The 12,442-nt window shown below is 35.2% G+C and carries 15 protein-coding genes; all 15 read left to right on the forward strand.

The genetic code is table 11. From position 1 onward, the window contains the following. Positions 1 to 454, forward strand: a 454-nt coding sequence (locus B4K20_RS01270; protein ID WP_289281600.1) for an NAD-dependent epimerase/dehydratase family protein, incomplete at its 5' end; no start/stop codon positions are given. Between the two features lie 30 nt (positions 455 to 484). Then, entirely contained in the window at positions 485 to 1,774 is a 1,290-nt protein-coding gene (locus B4K20_RS01275; RefSeq protein WP_289281645.1) for a flippase, read from the forward strand. Continuing rightward, positions 1,771 to 2,451, forward strand: a complete 681-nt coding sequence (locus B4K20_RS01280) for an SAM-dependent methyltransferase (protein ID WP_289281601.1) — start codon at positions 1,771 to 1,773, stop codon at positions 2,449 to 2,451. Before B4K20_RS01275 ends, B4K20_RS01280 begins: the two co-directional genes overlap by 4 nt. 100 nt (positions 2,452 to 2,551) lie before the next feature. Continuing rightward, positions 2,552 to 3,148 carry an FkbM family methyltransferase gene (locus tag B4K20_RS01285; protein ID WP_289281602.1) on the forward strand — a complete coding sequence of 199 codons (597 nt, stop codon included), beginning with the start codon at positions 2,552 to 2,554 and terminating at the stop codon, positions 3,146 to 3,148. Beyond that, entirely contained in the window at positions 3,145 to 4,038 is an 894-nt protein-coding gene (locus tag B4K20_RS01290; RefSeq protein ID WP_289281603.1) for a glycosyltransferase, read from the forward strand. Before B4K20_RS01285 ends, B4K20_RS01290 begins: the two co-directional genes overlap by 4 nt. A 17-nt stretch (positions 4,039 to 4,055) precedes the next feature. Next, positions 4,056 to 4,832 (forward strand): TIGR04325 family methyltransferase, encoded by a 777-nt coding sequence (locus B4K20_RS01295; RefSeq protein WP_289281646.1) that lies wholly within the window; start codon positions 4,056 to 4,058, stop codon positions 4,830 to 4,832. Then, positions 4,825 to 5,553 carry a class I SAM-dependent methyltransferase gene (locus tag B4K20_RS01300; protein WP_289281604.1) on the forward strand — a complete coding sequence of 243 codons (729 nt, stop codon included), beginning with the start codon at positions 4,825 to 4,827 and terminating at the stop codon, positions 5,551 to 5,553. Before B4K20_RS01295 ends, B4K20_RS01300 begins: the two co-directional genes overlap by 8 nt. After that, entirely contained in the window at positions 5,546 to 6,496 is a 951-nt protein-coding gene (locus B4K20_RS01305) for a glycosyl transferase (RefSeq protein ID WP_289281605.1), read from the forward strand. The genes B4K20_RS01300 and B4K20_RS01305 overlap by 8 nt, the downstream gene beginning before the upstream one ends. 1 nt (position 6,497) lies before the next feature. Then, on the forward strand, positions 6,498 to 6,857 hold the full coding sequence (locus B4K20_RS01310) for a sugar 3,4-ketoisomerase (RefSeq protein ID WP_289281606.1): 360 nt from the start codon (positions 6,498 to 6,500) through the stop codon (positions 6,855 to 6,857). Then, positions 6,857 to 7,942, forward strand: a complete 1,086-nt coding sequence (locus B4K20_RS01315) for a DegT/DnrJ/EryC1/StrS family aminotransferase (RefSeq protein WP_289281607.1) — start codon at positions 6,857 to 6,859, stop codon at positions 7,940 to 7,942. The genes B4K20_RS01310 and B4K20_RS01315 overlap by 1 nt, the downstream gene beginning before the upstream one ends. Positions 7,943 to 8,031: 89 nt before the next feature. Beyond that, positions 8,032 to 8,859 (forward strand): glycosyltransferase, encoded by an 828-nt coding sequence (locus tag B4K20_RS01320; protein WP_289281608.1) that lies wholly within the window; start codon positions 8,032 to 8,034, stop codon positions 8,857 to 8,859. A 3-nt stretch (positions 8,860 to 8,862) separates the two neighbouring features. Continuing rightward, the gene (locus tag B4K20_RS01325; RefSeq protein WP_289281609.1) at positions 8,863 to 9,612 is read left to right on the forward strand and encodes a glycosyltransferase family 2 protein; all 750 of its coding nucleotides are present in this window, start codon (positions 8,863 to 8,865) and stop codon (positions 9,610 to 9,612) included. Next, a complete protein-coding gene (locus B4K20_RS01330) occupies positions 9,609 to 10,226 on the forward strand; it encodes a DapH/DapD/GlmU-related protein (protein ID WP_289281610.1) in 618 nt (205 codons plus the stop codon). The genes B4K20_RS01325 and B4K20_RS01330 overlap by 4 nt, the downstream gene beginning before the upstream one ends. Next, a complete protein-coding gene (locus B4K20_RS01335) occupies positions 10,210 to 11,130 on the forward strand; it encodes a glycosyltransferase (protein WP_289281611.1) in 921 nt (306 codons plus the stop codon). Before B4K20_RS01330 ends, B4K20_RS01335 begins: the two co-directional genes overlap by 17 nt. Continuing rightward, entirely contained in the window at positions 11,130 to 12,419 is a 1,290-nt protein-coding gene (locus tag B4K20_RS01340; protein WP_289281612.1) for an oligosaccharide flippase family protein, read from the forward strand. Before B4K20_RS01335 ends, B4K20_RS01340 begins: the two co-directional genes overlap by 1 nt. The last annotated feature ends 23 nt before the right edge of the window (positions 12,420 to 12,442 follow it).

Below are 12,442 nucleotides of genomic sequence, written 5' to 3' on the forward strand. Positions count from 1 at the left end.
CAACTTCCACCCTGACAATTCTCATGTAATACCTGGGTTAATTCGACGTATCCACGAAGCAAAAGTGAACGGCGATAAACAGGTTATTGCTTGGGGAAGTGGAAAACCGATGCGTGAATTTTTACATGTTGATGATATGGCCGAAGCATCAGTATTTGTTATGAATTTGGATATCAGTAAGTATCAACGGCACACTCATCCAATGCTTTCACATATAAATGTCGGAACAGGAGTTGACTGTACTATTCGGGAGTTGGTTGAGACGGTTGCGGAAGTCATAGGGTATCAAGGCGAGATTGTCTTTGATGTTACAAAACCTGATGGAACTATGCGAAAACTGATGGATGTCACAACAATTAACTCTCTTGGTTGGAAAGCAGGTATTTCGTTAGTTGATGGACTTGTTCGTACATACAGCTGGTTTACAGAAAATTTAAATAACTCAAGAACGTAGTGACATCTTCAAGTGATAGATAAGCTGAAAGTGTTTACTAACCACCGAGGACTTAGGCGTTATTTAGAAAACACGACATGGCTAATGGCTGAAAGGCTATTAAGAGTTGTGATAGGTTTGTTTGTTGGGATTTGGGTTGCGAGATATTTAGGTCCTGCACAATTCGGTTTGTACAACTACGCACAAAGTTTTGTTTTTTTGTTCAGTGTTATTTCAACTTTAGGCTTGGATGGAGTTGTTGTACGTGAATTGGTAAATGATGATACTAAGAGGAACATTTTATTAGGAACTGCATTTGGCTTAAAACTAATCGGTGCAATTTTAATTTTCCCTATCTTAGCTGGCATATTCATTTTTATTGAACATGATTTATATACAAAACTCATAATTTTCATAATAGCGGGCTCACTAATATTCCAAAGTTTTAATGTAATTGATTATTACTATCAATCAAAAGTTCAGTCAAAATATGTAGCAATTGCAAACTCTATAAGCTTAGGGGTATCAAGCTTGACTAAAGTTGTGCTTATTTTAAATAACGCTCCATTGATTTCATTTGTATGGGTAATTGTCTTTGATACCGCGGTTCTTTGTTTGGGTTTATTGGTGAGCTACCGCTATGTCAGTGAGTTAAATCCAAGAGAGTGGTATTTTGATAGAGTAATGGCGAAAAGTCTTATAAAAAGCTCTCTACCATTAGCTTTCTCTGGTTTAGTTGCTTCTATTTATATGAAAATAGATCAGGTAATGATTAAAAACATAATGGGCGACGAGGCTGTTGGAGTCTATGCGGCGGCAGTTCGACTGAGTGAAGCTTTTTATTTTATTCCAATGATTATTGCAAATTCTCTATTTCCTGCAGTTCTCAATGCGAAGAAAGTTAGTCTAGATTTATACTACACACGACTACAGAGGTTATACACATTTATTGTCTGGAGTGCCGTTATAATCTCGGCCTTTATGACTTATACAAGTGACTGGTTGATAACCATTTTGTTTGGAGAAGAGTACATGGCTGCGACGGATGTACTAAAAATACACATTTGGGCGAGTGTTTTTGTTTATTTAGGTGTGGTCAGTGGTAGTTGGTATCTTTCTGAAAATTTACAAAGCTTAGCTTTCTTAAGAACATTTTATGGGATGTTAATCAACATTATACTTAATTTCTCACTGGTTCCCGTATATGGAATAGGGGGAGCAGCCTTTGCAACTCTGATCAGTTATGCCGTAGCTGGTTTTTTCTTCGACTTTTTTACAAAAAAAACTCGTGTGACGTTTTACATGAAGTTAAAAGCATTCTTTTTTAAGGTTAATTTATGATAATAAAATTGTTTAAATGGATTTTGCCTGATGCTCTTAAGAAGCAGCTAACCAACTTTCGGATACTTGCTTCTGAATACGGCCAGTTCAAAACAATCAAAAATTGGGATTGTGTGGATTCCACTGATGAAAAAATCCCATGGTACACATATCCGTCAATTGAGTATCTTAGAAATTTAGACTTTTCAGGTAAAAAAATATTAGAGTTTGGTAGCGGTAACTCCTCGTCTTTTTGGGCTTCAAGAGCGAGACAAGTTACATCTATTGAACATGATGAAGAATGGTATCTGAAGACAAAGAAAAAAATTATGGGCAACCAAAAAATAATATACAGAAATAAAGAAACATACACAGACATACCGTCAGGAAGTTATGATGTAGTTATTATTGATGGGATTGAACGTGAAGCATGTGCAAAAAAGATTAGTTCTTTTTTAAATAAAGAAACAAATCAAGGGGTGATGGTAATTTTAGATAACTCCGATTGGTATAAGAATACAGCAAAATATTTGAGGGACGAAATGAACTTTATAGAAATAGATTTTCATGGGTTCGGTCCAATAAATAACTATACATGGACGACTTCTATCTTTTTATCACGAGACTTTAATTTCCAACCAGTAGCCAATGTCCAGCCTGTTTTCTCTATGTCAGCAAGTATACAGCATGCAGATTAAGATTCTGAAGAAGTTCACCCTCGATTGTCTGATTAATTTTTTTTCCAAAATATGGTACGGGTACTATTCAACTCTTTCCTTCTCACAAGAAGGAGAAGATATGATCTTGCGTCGTATTTTTGATGGCAAAAAAAAGGGGGTTTATGTGGATGTAGGTGCACATCACCCTAAAAGGTTTTCAAATACTTATTCTTTATATAGAGAATTCGGGTGGAATGGTATCAATATTGAGCCGAACCCAGACTTGTTTAATTTATTTAATAGTTTAAGAAGAAGAGATATCAACTTAAATATTGGTATTTCATGTCAATCAAAAAAACTGGATTATTACATGTTTGATGAGCCAGCCTTAAATACATTTGATGTTAATGTTTTGAATGACCGATTAGCACAAACACGATACAAACATATTAAAACAATAAGTGTTGAGGTTGAGCCTTTATCAGATATATTTGATAAATACCTTAATGGGCAGCGAATAGATTTTTTATCGATAGATGTCGAAGGTTTTGATTTAGATGTGCTTAAGTCGAATGATTGGGAAAAATATCGCCCAAGCTGGGTATTAACTGAACAACTCAATTTAAGCAATATCGAAAGCTTAGATTTTGAGATACATGAATATATGAAGTCTATCAATTATGTTTTGTTTGCAAAAACATTTAATACTTTGTTTTACAAAGAGGCTAGGAAGTGACCTTAGCACCGATAGTTCTATTTGTGTATAACCGTCCGTGGCATACTCAGCAAACAATTGAAGCACTTCAAAAAAATAGTCTTGCTACAGATAGTGAGCTTTTTATATACAGTGATGCTCCAAAAAATGATAGCGCAATACCTCTAGTCAAGGCTGTAAGAGAATATATAAAATCAATCAAAGGATTTAAAAACGTATCGATCATAGAGCGTCGAACTAACTATGGCTTGGCGAGTTCAATAATTGATGGTGTTACGAGAATTACTAATGAGTTTGGAAAGGTAATCGTTCTAGAGGATGATCTTGTAACCAGTCCACATTTTCTTAACTACATGAATGATGGGTTGTCATTGTATGAAAATGATGAGAATGTAGCTTCCATACATGGATATATCTATCCAATCGATAAACTTCCAGAGACTTTTTTTATTAAAGGTGCTGATTGCTGGGGCTGGGCTACATGGAAACGAGCCTGGAATATTTTTGAGCCAGATGGAAAAGTTTTGTTGGAAAAGTTAACGTCTAGTGGACTGCAAAACGAGGCTGATTTCAATGGTAGTTATCAATATACGAAAATGCTTGAAGACCAAATTGAGGGCAAAAATAATTCTTGGGCTATAAGATGGTACATGTCAACTTTTCTAGAAAATATGTTAACTCTATATCCAGGAAAATCATACGTTCAAAACATTGGTAATGATGGCAGTGGTACGCACTGTTCACAAAGTGACTTTTTCTCTCAGGAGATTGGGTATCATTACAAAAAACTAACCAGAATAAAACTACATGAAAACACAATCGCGAAACAAAAAATGCAGTGTTTTTTTAAATCAACATCACTTAACCTTCTTAGAAGACTATTAAAAAAACTCAAACGAGTACTGAATTGAAAAGCTTGTTAAAGTCATTGATACCACCGATTTTTTTTACTTTCCTGAATAAGTTCAGAGGTCGGAAATATGGTTGGAAAGGAAATTATTCTTCTTGGGAGGAGGTATGTTGTCACTCGACAGGATACGATCAAGATGACATTTTGAATAAAGTTAAAGAATCAGCTCTGAAAGTTAAAAGTGGTGAAGCCGCATATGAGCGAGATAGTGTAGTTTTTGATGAAGTATGTTACTCATGGCCATTATTAAGTGGAATATTACTTTCTTCTGTGAGTTCAGGTTCTATCCGAGTGCTTGATTTCGGTGGTGGGTTAGGTAGTAGTTATTATCAAAATAAAAAGTTCCTTGAACTGTTTGATAAAGTTTCATGGAATATCATTGAGCAACCTAATTTTGTAAACATTGGCAAGCAATACTTTTCCGATGACTGCCTTAGATTTTATCCTGATTTAGACAGTTGTCTTGATGAACAGCAACCCAATGTATTATTGCTATCTAGTGTCATGCAATATATTGAAAAGCCATATGAATTAATGGAGCAATTATTGAAAAGAAGGTTTGATTATATCGTCGTAGACAGAACCCCATTTTCTCATGATGATAAAGATCAGTTAAAGCTTCAAGTTGTCTCTCCGGTAATTTACAGTGCTAGCTACCCATGTTGGTTTTTTAGTGAGACTTCATTTGTCGAACACTATCTTAAAAATGGATATAAATTGATAGAGTCTTTCACTAGTTTAGAAGTTAATAGTCGTGATTGTATGTTTAAAGGAATGATCTTCAAACGTGATTAATCAACTTAAGGCTTTATATATTAGGGAACAGTTCAACCCTGGTTTTATCGGTTTATTTATTAATCCGTTTTATTTTGCAAGAAAAGGCCTCTTTAATAGTGTAGCGAATAAGGTCGTTCACCTTGATGGCAAATTATTAGATATTGGCTGTGGTACAAAACCATATCGATCGCTCTGTGAAGTTGAGCAGTATATTGGCTTAGAAATTGATGATGAAGGAAACAGGAATCATCAGTTTGCTGATTCATTCTATGATGGTAAAACTATTCCCTTCGGAAATAACTATTTTGATAGTATCTTGACTAATCAAGTTTTTGAGCATGTCTTTAATCCTGATGAGTTTCTAAAGGAAATAAATCGCGTCACAAAGATTAATGGACTATTGCTTTTAACAGTACCTTTTGCTTGGGATGAGCATGAACAGCCGTATGATTATGCTAGATATTCTTCTTTTGGTTTGAAGCATATTCTTGAAAAGAATGGTTTTGAGATTATCGAAGCTGAGAAGACTAACAATGGTATCGAGGTTGTTTTTCAACTTTTAAGTGCTTATTTATTCAAAGTAACTAATACATCCAATTTATGGATAAACTTATTTCTTAGCATACTATTAACCGCACCAGTCAATACAATAGGACTTCTTCTCGGTAAAATACTACCTAAAAATGATGACTTATATTTGGATAATGTTGTCTTAGCAAAGAAAACCCAAAATGTATAACTACTGTACACTTTTTGATAGTAATTACTTAACTCGTGGCTTAGCGATGTATGAATCCTTAAAGCTACAAACAACAGCTTTTCATCTATATATTTTTGCATTCGATAATAAAGCTTATGACCTACTAATAAAACTTAATCTCGAGTTTGTTACTGTTATCTCTCTCGAACAGTTCGAAGACGAGAAGCTTTTAGCTATCAAGCATACACGTGGAGCAGGGGAATATTGCTGGACTTGTACACCGTCGACAATTAAATATTGTATTGAAAAGTTTAAGCTGCATGAATGCACCTACCTAGATGCAGATCTGTATTTTTTTGGAGACCCAGCAATCTTAATTGAAGAAATGGGCGATAAATCTATTTTGCTCACAGAACATCGTTATACTCCAGCGTATGATCAAAGCAGTACCAGTGGTATATATTGTGTACAGTTTATGACTTTTAAAAACACTTCCGATGGTATGAAAGCATTGAATTGGTGGCGTAATGCATGTATTGATTGGTGTTTCGCTCATTTTGAAGATGGCAAGTTTGGAGATCAAAAATATTTAGATGACTGGACTGACCGGTTTGAGGGGGTGCATGTACTCCAGCATTTAGGTGGGGGAGTAGCTCCTTGGAATGTTCAGCAATACGACTTATCTAGTTCTCAATTTAAATTGATTTTTTACCATTTCCATAATTTCAAATTTATTACTAAAGACAAAGTCGAGTTAGGTCTTTATTTTTTAAATAAAAAAAATATATCTCTTCTCTATAAACCTTATGTAATCCACTTACAGCAAATAAGCCAGATGATACAGTCTCTCGATAGATCAGGTTGTTATAGTGGTATTTCAGGAAAGATACCTTTTCATTGGAAAGAGCCAATTAGAGTTCTGAAAAGAAAAATGAAGGGAATATACAACGTCTATGATACCGATTTTATAACAAAGGAATAGAATGGCATATTTGATTGATTTACCAACGTTTGGTGATGAAAGAGGCAAACTGACAATCATAGAAAAGGTGCTCCCTTTTGAAATTAAACGGTTTTATTATGTTTATGATGTCAGAGGTAAAAGAGGTGGACATCGACATCACAAGACGGTCCAAGCTTTAGTTTCACTCGGAGGAAGTTGTGAAATATATATTAATAATGGTATTGAAGAACAAACGTTTATTCTAGATGAATCTGACAAGTGTTTGATTGTTGAACCTCAGGATTGGCACACGATGGATAACTTTACGCCAGGTTCAACATTATTAGTATTTGCCTCAGAGTATTACGATGTAAATGACTATATTGATGCGCCATACTGATGATTGAATATGAAAACTTAAGAAAGGTTAATGAGAAATTATTTGGAGATTACATAGAAAGTTTCCAAAATTTTCTAGAGAGTGGCTGGTATATATTAGGTAAAAATGTGTCTCTATTCGAAGATGCATTTGCTGATTATTGTCGTTCTGAATATTGTGTTGGTCTAGCATCAGGCTTAGATGCACTTATTCTAGCTATTGATGCATTTGACTTCCCTGAAGGCAGTGAGATTATTGTTCCTTCAAATACATATATTGCGACAATTCTTTCTATTGTTCGTAATGGGTTTAAACCTGTTTTAATTGAACCAGATATTAATACTTATAATATCGACCCGACTAAAATAGAAGAGAAAATTACCGATAAGACTAGAGCAATACTTGTCGTGCACTTATATGGTAAAGCCTGTGATATGGATTCAATATCTGCTTTATCAACAAAATATGATTTAAAAATTATTGAAGACTGTGCACAGGCGCATGGGGCAACTTATAAAGGCCAAAAAGTGGGAAGTTTTGGGGTCGGTTGCTTTAGTTTCTATCCGACTAAAAATCTTGGTGCATTAGGGGATGCCGGTGCTATCACATGTTCCGATAAAGACTATCAAGAACGTATTCAAGCTTTGAGAAATTATGGTAGTCAGGAAAAGTATTATAACGATGTTATTGGCTATAACTCCAGGTTAGACGAAATTCAAGCAGCTTTTTTATCTATAAAATTAAACGTCTTGGACAATATCAATAATCACAAACGTTCGTTAGCAAAGCTTTATTTTGATAACCTAAGTGACAAGTTTATCATGCCTGTTGTTGATGAAGATTATTTCGATGTTTATCACATATTTAATGTTAGAACTGAACGACGTGATGAGTTGAAAGAATATCTATTGAAGAACAACATTAAAACTGAAGTTCATTACCCTGTTCCTCCTGTTAAACAAAAAGCGATGAAGAATGTTCTGCATGGGAACTATCCAATCAGTGACGAAATTCATCAAACGACTCTCAGTCTGCCCATCTCATATTTTCATTCCCAGGATGACGTTTATGAAGTAATTGATGTTATGAATAAATGGCAGACCTAGTTTTTAATGATGATTTAAGTCATCTTTATCATTAATTAAGGTCAGGTATTAAAGAAAAGCTTGATTGAATGAGTTAGTTAAAATAAAAAATGAAAAAAAATAATGAAGAGTTGAAAATAAGTGTCATTTGCCCAATTTTTAATGCAGATAATTATATCTGTCATACCATCAACTCTATTATCAATCAGACCTATCAAAATTTTGAAATCATTATCATAGACGGTGGTTCATCAGATAGTACGCTATCTCTTTTAGAAGGTTATAAAAACAATATAAAGTCGCTTATCTCAGAGCCTGATAATGGGATGTATGATGCGCTAGTTAAAGGTTTTAAGTTAGCGACAGGCGATATCATGTGCTATTTAAATGCTGGAGACTTCTTATACCCTCATGCATTTGAGGCTGTAGCTGATATATTTACGGAACATGATATTTCTTGGATAACCGGATATCGCTCTGTTTGTAATGAAAAAAATATCATTACACATGTAGATTTACCTTTTAGATATACTTCCTCATTAATCAGGGTTGGAGCATACGGCAAAACTTTGCCATATATTCAACAAGAATCAACTTTTTGGCGTAAGAGTATACTTGACACTGTTGACCTGGAGTATTTGAGACAATTAAAGCTTGCGGGGGACTATTATCTTTGGTGGTCATTTAGTAATGAGCATCAGCTGGAAGTAATATCGTCTCCTATCGGCGTATTTAAAAAGCATTCGGGCCAACTCTCTGAAAATTTATCTCAATATAACCGCGAGATTTCTGATTTTGCTGAGCGTAAGAATGTTTTTCATTGGATTCAAGAGGCTTTTGAAATAATTTTCTGGGCACTGCATCCTAAATTAAGAGCTATGTTTTTCAAGTCAGTGTTAGAGTTTGAGCATCAACGAAACGTTTGGAAGAAGACATAAATAGTGAAAATTTCCATCATCACTGTGTGTTTTAATAGTGCTAAAACTATTAATGACACAATTCAATCTGTTGCTTTGCAAGACTACCCGAATATTGAACATATTATTGTGGATGGCGGTTCTCAAGATGGTACACGTGAGATTATTGCTTCATCAGACTCTGTTTCAAAATACATCTTTGAACCTGATGATGGTATCTATGATGCAATGAATAAGGGAGTAAAAACCGCTTCAGGCGACATTGTCGGTATTCTCAATGCCGATGATTTTTATGCAAATGAAAACGTACTGAGTAATGTTGCTGCTGCTTTTTCAGACCCTTTAATTGATATTGTGTATGGTGATCTTGTTTATGTTGATAAAGAAAATACGGATAGGATCATAAGATACTGGAAGTCACGATGCTTTGTCCCAGGTCTTTTTCAACGCGGCTGGATGCCTGCACATCCTACTTTTTTTGTCAGAAAACACTATTTTGATGAACTTGGGTATTACGATACTGAATTTAAAATTCAGTCTGACTTTGAGCTCACCATGCGGTTTCTAGAAATTTACCGTCTTACATCAGTTTACCTTCCTAATATAATGATAAAGATGCGAATAGGTGGAGCGAGTAATAACTCGTTAAGAAATATTATTAAAGGGAATATCGAGTCTTTTAAGGCATGTAAAAAAAATAACCTGAAAATTCCTTTTTATTTCAATTTAATAAAAACAGCATCACGACTCCCTCAATTTTGGCAGCGTCCATGAGACATTTATTGAAGCGTTATGGTTTTTTGGGCTCTATTAGGTTAGTGAGTGCATTAGTCGTAACCAAGATTTTTTATAAACCTGCACGCCTTATACGCTTGCCTTTTTATATTCGCGGACGTTCTGCCGTTAAATGGGGGAAACATTTTACAACGGGTGTTGGGGTCCGAATTGATGCGCTTGGAACAAAACCACATCAGATCGTAATTGGTAATCGAGTGCAACTTAATGACTATGTTCACATTGGTGCTGTTGATCAAGTGGTGATTGGTAATGATGTTTTGATTGCAAGTAAGGTCTTCATTACTGATCATAACCATGGCTGCTACAGTAATGAAGATATTGAATCATCACCAAGTGAGAATCCAACAGACCGGGAACTGTATTCTGCCCCGGTAATTATAGAGGATAAAGTCTGGATTGGAGAGTCTGTGTCAATCATGCCTGGAGTAACAATAGGTCAAGGTGCCGTCATAGGGGCTGGTTCAGTTGTTACTAAGGATGTTGATAAAAATACTATTGTAGTAGGTGTTCCAGCTAAAATAGTCAAAAAATATTGTTTCATTACAAAGCGATGGATCAAAGTAAGGAATCAGGATGAATCTACCAAATAAAAAAGTAGCAGTGCTTTTGGCTACACATAATGGAATAAACTGGATTGAAGAGCAAGTCCATTCAATACTGGAGCAAAGGGATGTTGATGTCAGACTGATCATATCTGATGACGGTTCAACTGATGGGACATATCCCCTTGTAAAGCAACTTGCAAAAACTGATGCAAGAGTGACTCTGTTATCAGATCATTCTGCCGTAAACGGTGCCGGGAAAAATTTTTATCGGCTAATTAGGCAGGCTGATATTTTAGATGCTGATTTTGTAGCTTTTGCTGATCAAGATGACATATGGCTGAGTAATAAACTTGAATACCAGACTCATACATTGATTAAACGAAATGTTGATGCGATATCAGGAAATGTGGTCGCTTTCTGGGATGATGGACAATGTGCTTTTATTAATAAAGCCCAACCTCTCAAGCAATTAGATTATCTATTTGAGTCAGCTGGACCTGGCTGTTCCTTCTGTGTAACTAGAGCCTTGTTTGATGAGCTTCATGACTTTGTTCAGAAACATACAGATGAAAACCTTCCAGATCTTCATGATTGGCTAATTTATGCTTATGCAAGAGCGGCTAATTATCAATGGTATATAGAACAAAGACCACTCTTAAAATATCGACAGCATCTACACAATGTGGTGGGTGTACATAAAGGCTTCCGAGCATCTATAAAGAGATTGGTGACAGTAAAGCAGCGTTGGTATAGAAATCAGGTTCAACTACTTTCATATTTACTTTTAAGCTATTGTCAGGAAAAAAAAACATCTTCATCTCTTATGCAGCGTATGGTTAGATTAAATTTCTCTGACAGGCTTGTACTGGCATTTAATGTCAGTAAGTTCAGGAGGGAACGCTCTCATCAATTAGTATTATCATTAATGCTAATTACATATGTATTCTGATGAAGTTATTTGATTTTATTAGTAAAAACTCATTGTGGAGTTTATTGGGTGGTGTTTTACCCGCATGCGCAGCTGTTATTTGTCTGCCTGTATTAGCTCTTCTACATGGAACTGAGATTTTTTCTTATGTTTCTCTTTTGTGTTCTATTTTTTTGTTCTTAGTTGTGTATGACTTTGGTTTATCGAGAAGCCTTCATCACTTTATACCCTCATTAGAGTCAGAGAAGGATATTAGTGAGTATCTCAAATCAGGGATGTTTATCGGGGGGCTCGTAGGACTCGTAGGAATGGCAACAATTTATTTCTTCTCTGAGCCTTTTATAACTGGTTGGTTAAAACCTGCCGAAAAAATTCAGAATGAGTTGATTAACTCATTCAAGATTGTTGCTCTTGGTCTCATCCCATCAATCTTAATTTCGGTGTATAGGGGAGCTTTAGAGGGAAAAGGTGAATTCAGAGTAGCTAATATTGCAAAAATGGTGTCTGGATGTAGCCTTTTTTTATTTCCCCTTCTTGTATATCCGCTCTCATCTTCGGTTTTTGCAGTAGCTGTTGCCTTGGTGACCTCTCGAATCTTTTCTTTCTATTTTTATTATTTATTATCCAGTAATTATTTACCTTCAATATATAGGGTGGGAGGTGTTAAGAAGTTAAAAAATATAATTAATTATAGTTTTTATGCCGCGATAGCTGGATTTATATCATCAGGTTTTATTTTCTTAGATAGATTCTTTGTCGCAGGATATCTTTCAACGAGTGAATTATCTGTTTATATATTAAGTCAGGACATTATGAGCCGTTACCTTCTTTTACCCTGGTCTCTCGCTATTGTTTTAGTGCCCATTATGGCTAAGCCTGATAAGAGTCGTGAACAAGCGTATGCAGTTACTAACTGGTATAAAAAGGTTAGCTTGCTCAACTTATTTTACCTGTTAGGATTACTGTTGGTTTCTTTCATTATCACCACTGTTTTTGCTACGGAAGTGATTGATAAATCAGTCAGTATTGTCGTTTTTATCCTAGCTATCGGTATTATGGCTGCTGCTTATTCACAGTTGCCTTTAGTCAGTTTATTTGCAAAAGGCAAAGTGAAGTTACTTATGTTCGTGTTTTTGTTTGAAAGTGTACTGTACGTAATTACTGCTCCTTACATCTTTCAATCGTATGGTGTTATTGGTGCTAGTTTTGTCTGGTCTGGCAGACTTACTTTGGAGGCTGTTTTCTTAAGAATTTTATTGAGAAAAACGGCAATGAATCCTGCTCTAGGACAAGCTAATGATGTACCGTAAACATGTTTGGTTGATTTATCCAC

The organism is Methylophaga sp. UBA5088 (genome assembly GCF_002414625.1).
GTDB lineage: Bacteria > Pseudomonadota > Gammaproteobacteria > Nitrosococcales > Methylophagaceae > Methylophaga > Methylophaga marina.